The sequence below is a fragment of the Streptomyces sp. NPDC088746 genome, assembly GCF_044751065.1.
GTDB lineage: Bacteria > Actinomycetota > Actinomycetes > Streptomycetales > Streptomycetaceae > Streptomyces.
This window is the reverse complement of record NZ_JBIVLA010000004.1, coordinates 675,722-693,049: the sequence shown is the minus strand read 5'-3', so window position 1 is coordinate 693,049 and position 17,328 is coordinate 675,722. Positions and strand designations below refer to the sequence as shown.

At 69.9% G+C, this 17,328-nt stretch carries 15 protein-coding genes; 6 read left to right on the top strand and 9 right to left on the bottom strand.

All coding sequences use genetic code 11. The annotated features are described in order from the left end of the window. Positions 1–77 precede the first annotated feature (77 nt). From ACIP63_RS22055 to ACIP63_RS22025, 7 genes are all read right to left on the bottom strand, one after another. Positions 78–962, bottom strand: a complete 885-nt coding sequence (locus tag ACIP63_RS22055) for an ATP-binding cassette domain-containing protein (protein WP_401518066.1) — start codon at positions 960–962, stop codon at positions 78–80. Continuing rightward, a complete protein-coding gene (locus ACIP63_RS22050; protein ID WP_401518064.1) occupies positions 955–1,983 on the bottom strand; it encodes an ABC transporter ATP-binding protein in 1,029 nt (342 codons plus the stop codon). Before ACIP63_RS22050 ends, ACIP63_RS22055 begins: the two co-directional genes overlap by 8 nt. Then, a complete protein-coding gene (locus tag ACIP63_RS22045) occupies positions 1,983–2,888 on the bottom strand; it encodes an ABC transporter permease (RefSeq protein ID WP_401518062.1) in 906 nt (301 codons plus the stop codon). Before ACIP63_RS22045 ends, ACIP63_RS22050 begins: the two co-directional genes overlap by 1 nt. Then, positions 2,885–3,832: an ABC transporter permease gene (locus ACIP63_RS22040; protein WP_401518059.1), complete on the bottom strand. Its 948-nt coding sequence runs from the start codon at positions 3,830–3,832 to the stop codon at positions 2,885–2,887. The genes ACIP63_RS22045 and ACIP63_RS22040 overlap by 4 nt, the downstream gene beginning before the upstream one ends. A 38-nt stretch (positions 3,833–3,870) precedes the next feature. Continuing rightward, positions 3,871–5,433 (bottom strand): ABC transporter substrate-binding protein, encoded by a 1,563-nt coding sequence (locus ACIP63_RS22035; protein ID WP_401518058.1) that lies wholly within the window; start codon positions 5,431–5,433, stop codon positions 3,871–3,873. A 201-nt stretch (positions 5,434–5,634) separates the two neighbouring features. Further along, on the bottom strand, positions 5,635–6,477 hold the full coding sequence (locus tag ACIP63_RS22030; protein WP_401518056.1) for an acyl-CoA thioesterase: 843 nt from the start codon (positions 6,475–6,477) through the stop codon (positions 5,635–5,637). Beyond that, positions 6,474–7,526, bottom strand: a complete 1,053-nt coding sequence (locus ACIP63_RS22025) for an LLM class F420-dependent oxidoreductase (protein WP_401518054.1) — start codon at positions 7,524–7,526, stop codon at positions 6,474–6,476. Before ACIP63_RS22025 ends, ACIP63_RS22030 begins: the two co-directional genes overlap by 4 nt. A gap of 220 nt (positions 7,527–7,746) precedes the next feature. On the opposite strand from ACIP63_RS22025, the gene ACIP63_RS22020 reads away from it, so the two are divergent. From ACIP63_RS22020 to ACIP63_RS22010, 3 genes are read left to right on the top strand one after another with little or no spacing between them, the layout of a single operon-like run. Further along, positions 7,747–9,243 (top strand): class I adenylate-forming enzyme family protein, encoded by a 1,497-nt coding sequence (locus tag ACIP63_RS22020; protein WP_401518050.1) that lies wholly within the window; start codon positions 7,747–7,749, stop codon positions 9,241–9,243. After that, on the top strand, positions 9,240–9,545 hold the full coding sequence (locus ACIP63_RS22015) for a hypothetical protein (RefSeq protein WP_401518049.1): 306 nt from the start codon (positions 9,240–9,242) through the stop codon (positions 9,543–9,545). Before ACIP63_RS22020 ends, ACIP63_RS22015 begins: the two co-directional genes overlap by 4 nt. 27 nt (positions 9,546–9,572) lie before the next feature. Continuing rightward, positions 9,573–11,069 carry a class I adenylate-forming enzyme family protein gene (locus ACIP63_RS22010; protein ID WP_401518047.1) on the top strand — a complete coding sequence of 499 codons (1,497 nt, stop codon included), beginning with the start codon at positions 9,573–9,575 and terminating at the stop codon, positions 11,067–11,069. A 136-nt stretch (positions 11,070–11,205) separates the two neighbouring features. Here the strand turns inward: ACIP63_RS22010 and ACIP63_RS22005 are convergent, their stop codons facing one another. Further along, positions 11,206–12,345, bottom strand: a complete 1,140-nt coding sequence (locus tag ACIP63_RS22005) for an acyl-CoA dehydrogenase family protein (RefSeq protein ID WP_401518045.1) — start codon at positions 12,343–12,345, stop codon at positions 11,206–11,208. Between the two features lie 102 nt (positions 12,346–12,447). On the opposite strand from ACIP63_RS22005, the gene ACIP63_RS22000 reads away from it, so the two are divergent. After that, on the top strand, positions 12,448–13,635 hold the full coding sequence (locus ACIP63_RS22000) for an acyl-CoA dehydrogenase family protein (protein ID WP_401518043.1): 1,188 nt from the start codon (positions 12,448–12,450) through the stop codon (positions 13,633–13,635). Positions 13,636–13,718: 83 nt separating this feature from the next. Here ACIP63_RS22000 and ACIP63_RS21995 read toward each other — a convergent pair whose 3' ends face one another. Next, positions 13,719–14,729: an LLM class flavin-dependent oxidoreductase gene (locus tag ACIP63_RS21995; RefSeq protein WP_401518041.1), complete on the bottom strand. Its 1,011-nt coding sequence runs from the start codon at positions 14,727–14,729 to the stop codon at positions 13,719–13,721. Between the two features lie 85 nt (positions 14,730–14,814). On the opposite strand from ACIP63_RS21995, the gene ACIP63_RS21990 reads away from it, so the two are divergent. Then, a complete protein-coding gene (locus ACIP63_RS21990) occupies positions 14,815–16,080 on the top strand; it encodes a MaoC family dehydratase N-terminal domain-containing protein (RefSeq protein ID WP_401518038.1) in 1,266 nt (421 codons plus the stop codon). 81 nt (positions 16,081–16,161) lie between these two features. Next, positions 16,162–17,319, top strand: coding sequence for an acyl-CoA dehydrogenase family protein (locus tag ACIP63_RS21985; RefSeq protein ID WP_401518036.1), 1,158 nt, complete (start codon positions 16,162–16,164; stop codon positions 17,317–17,319). The last annotated feature ends 9 nt before the right edge of the window (positions 17,320–17,328 follow it).

Below are 17,328 nucleotides of genomic sequence, written 5' to 3'. Positions count from 1 at the left end.
GTTATCTAGGTCGGAGATTAGTTCCTCGGATACCCCCGGGCAATACCCGTGCCCGTGCCACCTGCGGAGCCATCCGGCTACGGCGTCCGCGGGACCGGCCGGAAGGTGCGTCGAGAGGGATGTGAGGCCGGGATCGCGGACAGCAGCTCACGGGTGTACTCGTGGGCCGGCCTCTCGAACAGCTCCCGGGTGGTGGCGCACTCGACGATCCGGCCCTGACGCATCACGGCCACCCGGTCCGCGATGACCCGCACCAAGGACATGTCGTGCGAGATGAACAGGTACGCCAGACCTCGTTCCCGTTGCAGTTCCCGCAGCAGGTTGATCACGTGCGAGCGTATCGACATGTCGAGCGCCGCGACCGGTTCGTCGCACACCATCACCTCGGGGCCGGTGGACAGGGCCCGCGCGATGGCCACCCGCTGGAGCTGGCCGCCGGACATCTCGTACGGATAGCGGTCCAGGTAGTGCGGCGCGAGTCCGACCCGGTCCATCAGCGCCGATATCGTCTCCTCCCGCTCGTCGCGGGACGTGCCTCCCTGGGCGAGCAGCGGCTCCGCCACCGAGTAGCGGATCAGCGCCTTCGGATCGAGGGACTTGTACGGGTCCTGGAAGATCATGGTGGCCCGGGCCCGGATGGCCTTGAGCTCCTTGCGGCCCAGACCCATGATGTCCTGGCCGAGCACGCTGATCCGGCCCGAGTCCGGCTGGATCAGCCGCAGCGCGAGCCGGCCCACCGTCGACTTCCCGGCACCGGACTCCCCGACGAGAGCCACCGTCTCACCCGGCGCCACCGCGATGTCCAAGCCACGTACGGCATCCACCGTGCGCACGACCCGCCCCAGGGCGTTGCGTTCGGCCGGGTAGGACTTCGCCAGCCCTTGGATCTCCAGGGCCGGCTGCGGCCCCGGCACGTCGCCCGCGGTGTTCCTTGCTTCCGCGGGGCGGTTTTCCTCAGTCATAGAACGCGTCCCCCAGCTCGATCTCTCCGGTTCTGGCGCACCGCACCGAGTGGTCCGGCCCTGTCTGCCGCAGCGGCACGACGTCCTGCGAGCACTCCTCGACGGCGTACGGGCAGCGCGGCGCGAAGCGGCAGGCCTGCGGGAACTCGTGCGGCGGCGGCACCCGTCCGGGGATGACCGCCATGCGCTCCGCGTGCCGCACGGGGTCCGGCATGGCGTGCAGCAGCCCCGCCGTGTAGGGGTGGCCCGGCGCGTCGAACAACTGCGTGACCGGAGCCTCCTCGACGATGCGCCCGGCGTACATGACGGCCGCGCGGTCACACACCTCGGCCACGACACCGAGGTCATGGGTGATCAGCAGCACGCCGAGCCCGAGCTGTTGCTGGATGTCGTGGATCAGGGACAGCACCTGACGCTGCACCGTGACGTCCAGAGCGGTGGTCGGCTCGTCGGCGATGAGCACCTTCGGGTCACAGGCCAGGGCCATCGCGAGCATGACCCGCTGACACATGCCTCCGCTGAACTCGTGCGGGTGGTTGTGCGCCCGCCGGCCCGGGTCGGGGATGCCGACCAGGTCGAGGAGTTCGACCGCCCGTGCCCAGGCCTCCTTGCGACTCGCGCCACGGTGTCGGCGGACCGATTCGGCCACCTGTTCACCGACGGTGAAGACCGGATTGAGGCTGCGGCGCGGCTCCTGGAAGATCATCGCCATCTCGACGCCGCGTACCCGGTCCAGCTCCTTCTCGGGAAGAGACATGATGTCCCGGTCACCGAGCCGCACCGCACCGCTGATCCGGGCGTTGTCCGGGAGCAGCCGCATGACGGCCAGTGAGGTGACGGTCTTGCCGGAGCCGGACTCGCCCACCAGCCCGACGGTCTCTCCGGCGTGCACGGCGAGATTCACGCCGTCCACGATCCCGGTCCAGCCGTGCTCGGTCCTGATCCGGACCGACAGGTCGCGGACATCCAGCACCAGGGTGCCTCGGCCCGTCGGCGGTCGCTGCTGTGCCGTCGTCGTCATCACTTGCTCCCGCTCTGTCGGCCGACCGCGTCGCGCAGACTGTCTCCGAGCAGTGACAGCACCAGAATCGTGAGCACGATCAGGGCTGCGGGCGGCAGGATCATCCAGCTGGTCTGCGCCAGGTTGTCGAAGCCCTCCTTGACCATGGACCCCCAGCTCGCGGTGGGCGGCTGGGCCCCCAGGCCCAGGAAGCTCAGCCCCGACTCGGCCACGACGGCCACGGCCACGCCGAAGGAGATCTGGATCAGCAGCGGCGACAGGATGTTCGGCAGCACATGGCGCAGGAGGATACGGACCGGTCCTGCTCCGGAGGCGCGTGCGGCCTCCGCGAAGTCCTCGTGGACGATCTCCTGGGTGCTGACCCGCACCATCCGGAAGAACCGTGGCAGCAGCAGCACACCCAGCGCGATCATGGCATTGGTCAGGGACGGGCCGAGAGCACCGACGATGGCCACCGCGAACAGCAGCGGCGGAAGGGACAGCAGGACGTCGGCGATCCTGCTCAGTACGGAGTCGACCCAGCCACCGGCATAACCGGCGATCAGCCCGAGCACGGTGCCCGTGACCAGGCCGAGGACCACGGCCAGCGATGACGAGGTGATGGCCACCCAGGTGGCGACCATCAGCCTGCTGAGCACATCGCGACCCAGGTTGTCGGTGCCCAGCAGATGCTCGGAGGAGGGCCCCTGGAGGCGGCCCAACAGGTCCTGGTCCGCGGGATCCTGCGGCGTCCAGACCTGGGACAGTGCCCCGGCCAGGAGGATCAGGACCAGTACTCCCAGGCAGACCAGTCCGGAACGGTCCCGGCGGAAACGGCGCATGGCGCGGCCCGGGCGGTAGGTGACGATGCCGGCCGACGACCGCTTGCGAACCGGTGGCTGGTGCGGGGTAACCGTGGTTGTCATCGTGTCCGAATCCTCGGGTTGAGATAGCCGTAACTGATGTCGACCAGGAGATTGACCACGAGCACGATCAGGCCGCTGATCAGGACCACGCCCTGCATGGTGGGCAGGTCGCGGGTGAGCACGGACGTGACGCCGAGCTGTCCGAAACCCTGGAGGTTGAAAATGGCCTCGACGATCACCGCGGCGCCGACGATCCGGCCCACGTTCAGTCCCAGGATCGTGATGTAGGGGACCGCCGCGTTCTTGGCGGCGTGCTTGCCCACGGTCCGCCACCGGCCGAGCCCCTTGGCCTTGGCCGTGCGGACGTAGTCCTCCTCCAAGGTGTCCACCAGCGATCCGCGGGCCTGGCGGGTCAGTTCGGCGAGGCTGATGGTGGCGATGGCGATGGCCGGCAGGGTGGCGAACCTCAGCCACTCGGAGACGCTCTCGCTCATCGGCACGTAGCCGGTCGGCGGCAGTATCCGCAGGCCGCCGAGAGCCAGGTAGTTCACCAGCAGCGCCGCGAGCACGAACGGTGGGACGGCCAGGAGGAAGACGGAACTCCCGGTCACGAAGCGGTCGGTGAAGCGGCCGCGCCGCAGGGCGGCCAGCAGGCCGAAGGGGATGCTCAGCACGACGGAGATGAGGAGCGCGTACGCCGAGATGGTGGCGGTGCGCGGCAGCCTGCGCGCGATGACCTCACTGACGGGCTCGTCGGTCAGGTACGACGTGCCCAGGTCACCCTGGAGGAGGCTCGTGAGGTAGGAGAAGTAGCGTTCGTGGAGGGGGCGGTCCAGTCCCAGTTCCTGCCGGAGCCCCGCGACCGACTCCGGCGATGCCTCGGGTCCGGCGATGATCGCGGCCGGGTCGCCCGGGGCGATCTCCACCAGGGCGAAGACGACGACGGTGAGCAGGAACAGCATCGGGATGAGTGTGGCCACCCGGGTAGCGATGAAGCGCAGCATGCACGGGCCTTTCAACGGGATGCGAGGGCGGGGTGCTGCTACTCGGCGGCCTTGGCGACGTAACGCAGGTCGTACGGCCCGAAGGTGGTGCTGTAGTCCATGTCCTCGTTGAAGTTCAGGACCTTTTCGCTCATCACCCAGGGGTAGTTGATCCAGGCGACGGGGGCCGACCAGGCCTGCTCGACGAGGAAACGGTTGAGCTTCCGGTAGCGCTCGTCGCGCTCCTCGGCGCTCAGCCGGCTGTCGGAGGCGGCCGCGTACATCCGGTCGAACTCCGGTGTGGTGCCGGCGGGGTTCATCTGCGGCGGGTACCAGCGGGCACTGACGCCCGCCCCGAAGTCGGTACCGGTCTGCACGTAGTGCAGGAGAAGCGGCACCTTGCCACCGGCGAACTGGGTGACCGCCTCGGCGTAGTCGACCAGCACGGGAGTGACCTTGATGCCGGCCTCGCCGAGCTGTTCCTGGATCACATCCCCGAGGCCCGGCGGATTGGAAGCGGGGACGAGCATTTTGCCCAGGTCCACGCCCTCCGGGTGGCCCGCCTCGGCCAGCAGCTTCCTGGCCTTGCCCAGATCCCGCTCGTAGCTGCCTTCCAGCCCGGGATCGTAGCCGTTGAGCGAGCTGCGGGTGTGCTGGTAGGCGGGGACGGACCCGGGGAAGATGGCGTCGGTGATGGCCTTGCGGTCATAGGCGTAGTTGACCGCTCGGCGTACGTCCAGGTCCTTCAGCGCACCGGAGTTCCGGTTGAACAGGATCTGCATCCCGGTCCCGTGCTCCACGCGTACGGTCTTGAGGCCGCCGCGTCCCTCCAGCCCGAGGACGTTGTGCGGCAAGAGGGACCCGAGGTCGATCTGGCCGCCGGCGAGAGCGTTGGAGAAGGCCTGGAAGTCCGAGACGGTCCGGTGCTCGATCCTCTCGACGCGAGCGGCCTTCTCGTCCCAGTAGTCGTCCCGGTCACGTTCGAGGACGATGCGCTCGCCGGGGAGCCACTTCACGATGCGGTAGGCGCCCGACCCCTCGGCCTTCTTGGAAGGATCACCGTTCTTGATCAGATCCGGATGGAGTATGAAGCCGGACACCTCGGAGAGGATGTTCGGCACGGTGGCACTGGGCCGCTCAAGGGTGAGCGCCACCTCGTAGTCCTTCACCACGTCCACGCGTGAGACGACGGCCATGCGCTTCTTGACGACCGGGCTGTCCAGGGTGCGGGCCCGGTCCAGGCTGGTCTTGACGGCGGCGGCGTCCAGCGGAGTGCCGTCGCGGAAGGTCACGTCCTCGCGGAGCTTCAACGTGAGCGTCCGGCCGCCCTTCCCGTACGCCCAGTCCTTGACGAGCATCCCCTTCACCTCGCCCCGGGCGTCGACGGTGAAGAGCCGGTCGTAGACCGAGGCGAGGCCGTAACGGAACGTCAGGATCTCGCTCTGTGCCATGTGCGGGTCGATCGAGGTGAGGCCCTGGGTCCACCCCACCCGCAGGGTGGCCGAGGGGTCCGGCGGACCGGGGTCCTGACGGGCCCGGTCGGCGGCGCCTCCGCAGCCGCTCGCCAGGACGATCCCGGCGGCAAGGAAAAGCCTGGTCCACCAGTGGTGTCGTCTCTTCACAGCAGGTCCTCTCTCCGGGGCCCGCAGGGGCCTGTCGGCCTCGCGGAGGCCATCCGGTTCTCGGCCGCACGCGGCTCTGCCGCGGGTTCAGCTGCTGGGGCATTCCCGGATCACGAAGCGTCCGGAAGACACGACACACTGTGGTCGGATGCGTTGGAGACGGTCAAGATGTATTCACTAACTGATTTAATTGACTGTTCTCTATGTGGGAGATCCCCGTCGGACATGACGGAAGAGAGCCTCCTGGGCGAAGCTCGCCACCAGGCGTCCCGAGGTGTCGAAGACGGACCCCGTGTACCAGCCGCGCCCGCCCGCGGCGCTGTGCGGGACGACCTCCGTCAGGGTCCAGTCGTCCATGCGGACGGGACGGTGGAACCAGACGGCGTGGTCCAGGCTCGCCGAGGCCCGTGCGTCGTCGTCCTCAATCGCGTGGAGACCGCTGGAGATGTCCGACAGGTAGGTCAGCACGCAGGCATGCAGCAGCTGGCCGTCCTCGGCCGACGAGGCCGTGGACCGTGCCCAGAACCGCATGGGCACGATCTCGTGCGGTCTGCGCACTCCGCTGCTACGGCCCTCCATGGAGAACAGCCGGGGGAGGGTGAAGGGGGCGCATTCCTCGGGGGAGGGGAACGGCCCGGCCTTCGTGACCTGCTCGTCGGGACCCTCCTGTACCGCGTGGAAGGACGCCGACAGCGTGAAGATGGCCTTGCCGTCCTGGACGGCGACCACCCTGCGCGCCGAGTACGAGCGGCCGTCGCGGTCGCGGTGGACCTGGAAGACGGTGGGGCGCGAGGCGTCGCCGGGCCTGAGGAAGTAGCTGTGCAGGGAATGCGGAAGCCGGTCCGGTGGCACTGTCAGGCCGGCCGCTCTGAGCGCCTGGGCCGCCACTTGACCGCCGTAGAGCGCGTAGTGGTCGGTGAACAGCAACCGGGATCGGTAGAGATCGGTCTCGACCTCCTCCAGGTCCAGCAGGTCCTTCAGCGGGTCACCGGGATGACCGTCGAGCTCCGGGGCCGGTACGAAGGTGAAGGACGCCCGGCTCACGCTCCGACCTCCTTGAGTGTGGCGATGTCGGCGACCCGGCGCTCGTGCGTGGGGGCCAGCGGCTTGGCGTTGAGGGTGGTGACGCCGGTCGCCGCGAAGGCCTCGACCCGCTCCTTGATCCAGTTCTTCGGCCCGATCATCGACACCCCGTCCACCAAGGCGTCGGGCACGGCGGCGGCGGCCTCGGCCTTGCGGCCGTCGAGGAAGAGGTCCTGGATGGTGTCGGCGGCGTCCTCGAAGCCGTAGCGGCGAGCCAGGTCGTTGTAGAAGTTCTTGCCCCGGGAGCCCATGCCGCCGACGTAGAGGGCGAGATGCTCGCGGACCTGCTGCATCGCCGCCTCCCGGTCCTCGTCGTTCTCCGTGACCGCTACATGCGTGTCGACGACGATCTGCAGGGGGCCGAGTGTGGCGTCGCGGCGGGAGAGCCCGGCTTCGAGAGCGTCCCCGAAGGCGTCCTCGGCGCCCTCGGGGTAGTAGAAGATGGGCTCCCAGCCCTCGAACAGCTCGGCCGCCAGGGCGACGTTCTTCGGTCCGAGCGCGGCCAGCACCATGGGCACGCGCTCACGCACGGGGTGGTTGATCAGTTTGAGCGGCTTGCCCACGCCCGAACCGCCCTGCTCCTTCGTCAGCGGGAGGTGGTAGAGCGGACCGTCGTGGACCACGCGCTCCCTGCGCCACACCGCACGGCAGATGCTCGCGACCTCCCGGGTCCGGGCGAGGGGTGCGTGATACGGCAAGCCGTGGAAACCCTCGACCACTTGCGGACCGGAGGCGCCCAGCCCGAGGACGAAGCGTCCCCCGGAGACGTAGTCCAGGCCGGCCGCGGTCATCGCGAGCAGCGCAGGTGTGCGTGAGTAGATGTTGAGGATGCCGGCCGCGATCTCCACCGTGGTGGTGCGCGCGGCCAGGAACCCCAGCTGGCTGACGGAGTCGAAGCTGTAGGCCTCCGGGACGTGTACGACGTCCAGCCCGGCCCGTTCGTAGTCGACGAGCTGCTCCACCGTCTCGGTGAACCCTCCGCTGTAAGCCATGGGCATGCCGATCCGCATGTGTGCCGTCCTCTCTTGTTCAGACCGGGCGGCGCTCTCGCCGCCGAGGCTCTATCGTATTACTGTTTTAACTTAGATCCCATGAGTGGAGGTTCGCGCGGAGGGGCGTGTGGAGCGCTTCGTGGCATGCGTGGGTGTCGGCCGGGTGTCCGTGGCGCTGAACCCTTGCTCGCTCACCTTAATCAGTTATATCTTTGATCTACATTCTAGGAGGTGGCTCATGGGGGCTCGCAGTCGTCTTGCCGAACTGCTGAGCAAGGCACCGGCGGAAGCCCAGGCCGTGGAGTTCGAGGATGCCTGGTGGACCTGGGGGGCGCTCGCTTCACTCGCACGCCGGCTCGACCGGCAACTCGACGGTGCGGCGATGGGCGAGGGCTCTCGCGTCGGCCTGGTCCTGGAGAACCGGCCGGAGCACGTGGGCGCGCTCATCGCGATCCTGGCCACCGGCCGGTGCGTGGTGACCCTGAGCCCGCTCCAGCCGCCCGAGCGGCTGGCCGCGGACATCGCCCGCAGCGGTGCCCCCGTCGTCATCGGCTCGCCGGACGTGCTCAACCGTCCCGGGGTGCTCGACGCCGTCACCGGCGCGGGGCTCGCGCTCCGGCTCGGCCCCGACGGCACCGTCGAGGAGGCCGGCGGCACCGCTCCGCGAGGATCCGGGCAGGCGCCCGGTGTCACCATCGAGATGCTGACGTCGGGCACGACCGGACCGCCCAAGCGGGTACGGCTGAACGACACGCAGTTCGACGCCGCGATCCACTCCAGCGGTCAGGTCCCCAAGGAAGGCGTACTGCTGCGCAGGGGGCTCAGTGTGGTCTCCACGCCGTTGGTGCACATCGGCGGACTCTGGGGCGCGGTGTCCGCGCTGCACGCGGGCCGTCGCATCGCGCTGCTGCCCCGCTTCACTCTGGACCCCTGGGTCCGCGTCATCGAACGTCACCGGCCACCGGCCGCCGGCCTGGTCCCGGCCGCCCTGCGTACCGTGCTGGACGCGGGTGTGGAGCCGGAGAAGCTGTCCAGCCTGAGGGTCATCACCTGTGGTACGGCGTTCTGCCCGCCGGAGCTGGCCGAACGCTTCCACCGTACGTACGGCGCCCGGGTCCTGATGACCTACGGGGCCACCGAGTTCGCCGGAGCAGTCGCCACCTGGACGCTGCCCATGCACGAGAAGTGGTGGGACAGCAAGGCCGGCAGCGCGGGCCGTACCGTGCCCGGAGTGGAGATGCGGGCCGTGGACACGGACGGCATCCCGCTGCCCGACGGGCAGACCGGAAACCTGGAAGTCCGCACCGTGCAGTCCTCCCTGGGCGGCGACGTGTGGACCCGCACGAGCGACCTGGGCCACGTCGACACCGACGGCTTCGTCTGGATCGAGGGCCGCGCGGACGACGCCATCATCCGAGGCGGCTTCAAGGTCCAGCCCGACCAGGTGCGCAAGGCGCTGGAGCGTCACCCGGCAGTCCAGGAGGCCGCTGTCGCGGGCCTCCCCGACGCCCGTCTGGGACACGTGCCGGTGGCGGCCGTCGAGCTCAGGGCCGGAGCGCGGCGACCGCCGACAGCCGAACTCGTCGCCTGCTGCAGGGAATCGCTCACGCCCTACGAAGTGCCGGTGCACATCGTCATCGCCGACGAACTGCCGCGGACACCCTCGTCCAAGGTGAGCAGGGTCGAACTGCTGGAACTGGTCAAGGAATCCATCGAAGCGAAGGAGCTTCTGTGAAACCACGAGTCGGACAGACACTCTCCTCCACCGTCGACGACACGACCGTCATCGTGGTGCGCGCTCCCCTGACGGACGTGACGATCACCTGCGGCGGCGCCGAGATGGCGGACCCGAAGAGCGGAGCCGCGCCCGGCACCGCCGACTCCGCACAGATGGACGGCACGCAGCTCGGCAAACGCTATGCCGACGACGAGCTCGGCATCGAGCTGCTCTGCACGAAGCCGGGCAAGGGCAGCCTCGCCGTCGACGGCAACCCCCTCCCGGTCAAGGGCGCCAAGGCGCTCCCCGCATCCGACTGACCCGGTCGCCGGACAGGAGCCACCCGCATGAATGTGACGATGCTGCTCGACATGGCCGTCGAGGGCTTCGGCGACCGCGTGGTCGTCGGGCACCACGAGGACGGCCTCACCGCGGCCGGGCTCCGGGACCGCGCAGCGGCCGGGGCGGCCGCGATCCGGGCGGCCGACGCGGACGCCGTGATCTACCTGGACGTCAACGGCCCGGCGTTCCCGGTCGCGCTCTTCGCGGCCGCTCGCGCCGGCGTTCCGCTGGTCCCGGTCAACTACCGACTCGGCAGGGAACAACTGGACTCCCTGCTCGCCAACCATCCGAAGGCCCTGGGCATCGCCGCACCCGAACAGGCCGACGCCCTGGAGCGGGCCGGCATTCCGGCGCGTACCCCCGCGGAGTGGCTGGAGTCCACCGCCGGCGGCGCCGCCTTCGACGGCGACGCGCAGGACGACGAGGGCGCGGCCGTGGTCATCTACACCAGCGGCACCACGTCGGAACCCAAGGGCGTCCTGCTGCGCCATCACAACCTGGTCTCCTACGTCCTGGGATCGGTGGAGTTCGCCGGGGCCGAGGCCGAGGAAGCCGCACTGGTCAGTGTCCCGCCCTACCACATTGCCGCGGTCGCCAACGTCCTGACGAATCTCTACGCGGGCCGCCGCACCGTCGTACTGGAGCGGTTCACGCCCCAGCAGTGGCTGGAGACGGTCCGCGACCAGGGCATCACCAACGCGATGGTCGTCCCGACCATGCTGGCCCGGATCGTCGAGGCGGGCCAGGGAACACCGCTGCCCGGCCTCCGGTCCCTGGCCTACGGGGGCGCGCCCATGCCGGCCCCCGTCATCGAACGCGCCCTGCGGAACTGGCCGGACGTCGGCTTCGTCAACGCCTACGGACTGACCGAGACCAGCTCCACCATCGCTGTCCTCGGCCCCGAGGACCACCGTACGGCGCTGGCGAGTGACGACCCCGCCGTGCGAGCCAGGCTCGGTTCGGTCGGCCGCGTCCTTCCCGCTGTCGAGGTCCAGGTCCGCGGCCCCGACGGCGAACCGGCGGCACCCGGCGAGACCGGCTTCATCTGCGTACGGGGTGAGCAGGTGTCGGCCGAGTACGCGGGCGCCGGCCGCCTCACGGACGAGCAGGGGTGGTTCGACACCCGCGACCAGGGTCACATGGACGAGGACGGCTATCTCTTCGTCGGCGGCCGGGTCGACGACACCATCATCCGGGGCGCGGAGAACATCGCCCCGGCGGAGATCGAGGACGTCCTGCTGCGTCATCCGTCGGTCCTGGACGCCGTCGTGGTGGGTGTGCCGGACGACGAGTGGGGGCAGCGGATCGAGGCAGCCGTCGTCATCCGGCCGGGCAGCGATGTGGAGGGCGAGGAACTGCGCGACTTCGTACGCGGGACGCTGCGCGGCAGCAAGACCCCGGACCGCGTCGCGTGCTGGGAGGAGCTGCCCAGGACGCCGACGGGCAAGCTCATACGCCGGCACGTGGTCAGCCGGCTGGCCGCGGACTCCCGGGTCTCCTGAGGCCCTGTACGTCAGGCGGAACCACGGCCGTCCGGCGCATGCGAGCGGCCGGACGTACGACAACGGCGGCTCCTGTGCACGGTGCGTGACCACCGTGTACAGGAGCCGCCGTCGTCGTACTCCGGGCCGGAGCGTGTCAGGCCCTTGCGGGCGCCGCCTCCGCGCGGTCCGCGAGAAGCAGCGCGCACAGGCGCTCCCGGTGCTCCGCCGAGCCCCCGTAAAGGAGCTCGTCGGTCTTCACACGCCTGAGGAGGAGATGCAGATCGTGCTCCCAGGTGAAGCCGATCCCGCCGTGGGTCTGCAGCGCCTCGCCCGCGACCTGGCTCATCCCCCGCGAAGCGAAGGACTTGGCCACCGAGGCCGCCCGTGACGCACCGGGATCGCCCGCGTCCCACGCCATGGCGGCGTAGTGCACCGCCGCCCGGGCGGCGTGGACCTGCATCAGCATGGTGGCGCACTTGTGCTTGACGGCCTGGAAGCTGCCGATGGCGCGGCCGAACTGCCGGCGCACCTTGACGTATTCGACGGTCATGTCCAGCAGGGCATCGGCTGCTCCGAGGGCGTCGGCGGCCGTCAGCGTGATCGCGGCGTCGTACAGCGCCCGTACGCCGGCGGGACCACCGCTCAGCAGTCCGTCCGCGGGAACCCGCACACGCTCCAGACGTACTTCGTGGAAGGCCCTGGTCTCATCGATGACCTGCTGCCTGCGGACGGAGACGCCAGCGGTGCCGGCCTCGACGACGAAGGAAGCGGGCCGGTCGTCCAGAAGGGCCGTGACCAGAAGCCAGCCGGCCGCTCCGGCGTCCTGCACGGAGGTCTTGCGGCCGTCGAGCACATAGGCGTCGCCGTCTTCGACCGCCGTGGTGGTCAACGTGTCGGGGGTGCACCCGCCGCCGGGTTCGGCGAAGGCCCAGGCGGCGGACGCGGACCCGTCGGCCAGGGCCGGCAGGATGCGGGAGCACACGGCGGCCGACCCGCCACGGGCCAGCGCGAGCCCGACCAGGGAGCTGGGCACGAAGGGCCCCGGCGCCGCGGCCCGGCCGAGCTCCTCGGCCACCACACACAGCTCGGCCAGCCCCTGGCCGGCTCCACCCTGCTCCTCGGGCAGCACGAGTCCCGGCCAGCCGAGCTCAGCGCCGAGACGCCACAACTCGCCGTCCTCGGCGAAGATGTCGCCGCCCATCGCCCGTACGTGCTCGGGTGTGGCGTGACTCTTCAGCGCGCTCCGGGAGACGTCCCGGAGCATCACCTGCTCCTCGCTCGGCTCAAAATCCACTGCACTCGCCTTTCCGTCCCGAGATCATCCCCCTATGGTATAACTGATTTACCGTTGTTGTGGGAATGCTTTTCACCGGATCGAATGAGACGGAGGCCTGTGGTGCGGCTCGAAACCTCTCCGGAGCTGGATGCCTTCCGGGACCGTGTGCGTGCCTTCATCGCGGAGCGCGCGCCGGGCGTCAAGCACCGTACCGGCGTGCGGGCGCCCGAGCCGGAACAGATCCCCGCCATCCGGAGCTGGACGGCCGCTCTCTTCGAGGCGGGCTACCTGGGTGCGGACTGGCCGCAGGAGTACGGGGGCCGGCCGGACGCCAGTCTCGAACAGGCCTTCGTGGTCGCTGAGGAGATCGCCCGCGCCCGCACCTGGGACCCGATCGGCGCGGGGCCGCTGGCCGCCAACGCCCTCATCGAATTCGGCACCGATGCGCAGAAGCAGCGCTTCCTTCCCCGCATCCGTTCAGCCGAGCACATCTGGTGCCAGCTCTTCAGCGAGCCGGGCGCCGGCAGCGACCTGGCCGGCCTGGCCACCCGCGCCCGCCGGGAGGGCGACGAGTACGTCATCGACGGCCAGAAGGTCTGGACGACCAACGGGCAGTACGCCGACATGGGCTACCTTCTGGCCCGTACCGACCCCGACGCCCCGAAGCACCGCGGGATCACCGCCTTCGCGCTCGACATGAAAACCCCCGGGGTCGATGTCCGCCCACTGCGCGAGATCACCGGTACCGAGGACTTCAACGAAGTCTTCCTCGACCAGGTCCGTGTTCCGGCGGACTGCGTCATCGGTGAGGTGAACAACGGCTGGCGGGTCGCCAACTCCAGTCTCGGTCACGAGCGCAGCGGCGTCGCCGCGCGAGGCGCGGATCTGCTGCGCCAGCTGGACGACCTGCTGGAGCTGGCGGACGGCGCGCGGTTCGCGGGCCGCCCCGCGCTCCAGGACGGCGCGGTGCGCCAGCGACTGGGAGCCCTGGCCACCGACATCCACGTCGCGGACCTGATGAGCAAGGCCGCACAGTCCCGCATGGTGCACGGTACGGAGGACCCCGCGGACGCCCCGCTGGTGAAGATCTTCTTCAGCGAGACCAATCTCGCCGCCGCCGAGACCGGCGTCGCTCTCCAGGGCCCGGACGGTGTTCTCGTCGAGGGTGACCCCGGGGCGGCCGACAACGGCTGGTGGCAGGACGCCTTTCTGTATGCCCGGGCCTACACCATCGCCGGCGGCGCCAACGAGGTGCTGCGCAACGTGGTGGCCGAACGCGCCCTCGGCCTGCCCCGAGAGCCGCGCTGAACCCGCCACGACGCGGCGGTCCGCCAGGTTTCCGAACCAGGCGGACCGCCGCGTCGTGGTGCCCCGGGCGGGGCCGGGCCGGGTCAGACGCCTGCCGCCCGTGCGGCCGAGATCAGGGAGAGGTTCGCCCGGGCGTACGCGTCCCGGCGGCGGTCGCTCACCATGAAGGAGGGCGGCGCCAGGTAGGCGACGTCCCGTCCGAAGGATCCCTGTCGGCGGCGCAGCGCGGAGACCGCGTCAGCCGTCGTGCCGCACACCGCGATCGCCTCCAGCATCTCGTCGGTGACGGCCTTGCCCATGCCCTTGATGTCCCCGGTGCGGAACGCCTCGCGAATCGAGTCGACCTCCTTCTCCCAGCCGTGGTGGACGACGTAGGGGTCATAGGTCTTGACCGTGAGATAGAAGGCGATCATCAGTCGCGCGTCGGCGGCCGCACGCTCCGGGTCCTCGTCGTTGACAGCCGTGATCACCCAGCCGTGCTCCACGGGCGGCTTCTCGCGTCCGCCCTCGTCCGCTCCCCGCTCCAGCGCGGGTCGCACGACGTCGTCCCACCAGCTGCGGGTGAACAGGCCGTGACCGATCACACCGTCGGCGGTCCGGCCGGCGGCCGCGGCCATCCTCTTGTTGAAGCCGGCGAGCAGAACCGGCACGTCGATCCGGCCCAGGACGGGGGCACGCACATCGGCGTCCACGTGGTAGAACTCGCCCTCGTAGCGGACGCGTTCGCCGTTCTCCGCGTGCAGCCACGCCTGTACGGCCCCGACCAGGTCGGCCATCCGTTCCACGGGCCGGTCGGCCTCGACGCCGAACCAGTCGCGGTTGATGCGGTAGGCGCCCGAGCCCAGGCCCAGGAAGAGCCGGCCCTCGGCCCGCTTCCACATGCTGCGCATCGCCGCGGCGTGGGCGTACGGGGTGCGCGCGAACGCGTAGGCGATCCCCGGACCGACCTGGGCCGTCGTCGTCCCCGCGACCATCTCGGCCAGGGTGCTGTACGCCTCGTGGTCGACGAACTCTCCGCTGCAGAAGGCCTTTACCCCGGCCTCCTCGGCCTGGCGGGCGACGTCCGCCCCGGGCCACGGCATCCCGAACTCCATGCGTTCCTCCTACCAACGAATCATCTAACCTGGTTTACTATATAGCCCAATCCCTGCTCGGCAGAAGCGAAGGAAGAGGTTGCCAGTGACCACAACAGAGCCCCGTGCGCAGGAGCCGTCCTTCGGTGTGCTCACCGATGCCGCTCTGGAGAGGTCCCGGCGGCGCCTCGGAATCCCGCATCCGCAGCACCAGCGGCCGCACAACTACGAGGTCACGCGGGACACGTCCCGCCACTTCGCCAACGGCTACGGCGACGACAACCCGCTGTTCTGCGACCCCGAGTACGCGGCGGGCACCCGCTGGGGCCGGCTGATAGCGCCGCCGACCTTCCACTACACGATGGGCGAGGACCTGGCGCCGAAGCCCGATCCGGAGACCAAGGCGCTGCTGAAGGGCGACCCCTTCGCGGGCCTCGGCTCGTACCAGGCCGTGATGGAGTACGAGTGGTGGAACCCCCTTGCCCTGGGGGACCGGTGCCAGGTCCTCGAGGCGCAGGTCGGTGTGGAGGAGAAGAAGTCCAGCTTCGGCGGCCGCACCGCCCATGTCACCCGCGACTACCTCTACACCAACGGCGAGGGACAGTTGCACGCCGTGCGGCGCGGCACCTGGATCAACGCCGAGCGGCACACGTCGAGGAAGCGCGCCAAGGAACAGCTGAAGCAGGAGCCCTACACCCCGGAGCAGTTGGCGGAGATCGAGGCCGCGTACGCCGCGGAGGAGCGGCGGGGCTCCGAACCCCGCTACTGGGAGGACGTCCGCGTCGGCGACGTGATCCAGCCGCGGGTCAAGGGCCCGCTCACCACGACCGATGTGGTGGTCTGGCACGTGGGCTGGGGCATGCAGCTGACTCCCGACGGTGCCTTCGGAATCGCCGCCCGCACCCGCCGGAAGGTGCCGGGGCTGTACCCCGCCAACCCGCTGGGCGTGCCGGACACCGTGCAGCGCCTGCACTGGGAGCCGCACCGTGCCCAGGAGCTGGGCCTGCCCACGTCGTACGACTACGGCGCGATGCGGGAGACCTGGCTGGTGCACGCGCTCACCGACTGGATGGGCGACGACGGCTGGCTGTGGAAGCTGCGGTGCGAGCACCGCAAGTTCAACTACGTCGGTGACACCACCTGGGTGCGCGGGGAGGTCGTCGGCAAGCGGGAGGTGGACGGCCGGCACGAGGTCCACCTGGAGGTGCGCTGCGAGAACCAGCGAGGCGAGATCACGACGCCCGGCTCGGCGACGGTCCTGCTGCCGACCCGTCGCGAGCCCCGCCTTCAGCTGCCCGAGCCGCCGGCTCCGACCCTAGACGGCATGGTCCGCCACGAACTGGAGCGCTACCAGGTCACGGACGCCGGCTGACATACCCGCGCGGCCGGCCGGGACCGGCGGGCCGCGCACCACGACGAAGGCACAGCAGAACGGAAAGAGGAGGGTGGGGCCGTGCTCCGCACCGTGTTCAACGAGGACCACGAGGCGTTCCGGGCGATGCTCCGGGACTTCATCGCCAAGGAGGTCGAGCCGGTCCACGCCGAGTGGGAGGAGCAGGGCCACCCGCCGCGCGATTTCTACCGGCGGCTGGGCGAGCTGGGCATCCTGGGCATCCAGGTGCCCGAGGAGTACGGGGGAGGGGGTGAGAAGAGCTTCAAGTTCGCCGCTGTCCTGATGGAGGAGTGCAGCCGGGCCGGGGTGTCCTTCAGCGGCCACTCCGTGCACTCCAACCTCATCCTCCCCTACCTGCTGACATACGCGACCGAGGAGCAGAAGCAGCGCTGGCTGCCCGGCTTCGCCTCGGGCGACATCATGACCGCCATCGCCATGACGGAGCCGGGGACCGGCTCCGACCTCGCCGGCATCGCCACCAAGGCGGAGCTCTCCGCCGACGGCACGCACTACGTCCTCAACGGCGCCAAGACCTTCATCAGCGGGGGCGCGCAGGCCGATCTGGTCCTGGTGGTCTGCCGCACCGCTCCCGCCACGGCGGAGGACCGCCGCGGCGGGCTGACGATCCTGTGCGTGGAGTCGGCGAGCGAGGGGTTCGAGGTCGGCAGGAAGCTCAAGAAGATCGGGCTCAAGGCGCACGACACCGCCGAGCTGTCCTTCAGCGACGTCAAGGTCCCGGTGGAGAACCGGCTGGGCGACGAGGGGAAGGCCTTCTCCTACCTCACGCACAATCTGGCCCAGGAGCGGCTGACCATCGCCTACGGCGGTTACGCGGCTGCCGCGGCGGCCGTGGAGCAGGCCGTGGCCTATGTGCGGGACCGTGTGGTCTTCGGCAAATCCGTGGCCTCGTTCCAGAACACCAAGTTCGTGCTCGCGGAGTGCGCCACGGAGGTGGAGGCCGCGCAGATCATGGCGGACCGGGCGCTGGAGCTGAACGAGACGGGACAACTGACCGGTCCGGACGCGGCGAAGGCCAAGCTGTACTGCACCGAGGCGGCCGGCCGGGTCATCGACAAGTGCCTCCAGCTCCACGGCGGCTACGGCTACATGTGGGAGTACCCGATCGCCCGCCTCTACGCGGACAACCGTGTGTCGCGGATCTACGGCGGGACCAACGAAGTCATGAAGACCATCATCGCCAAGTCGATGGGGCTCTGACCGGGCCGG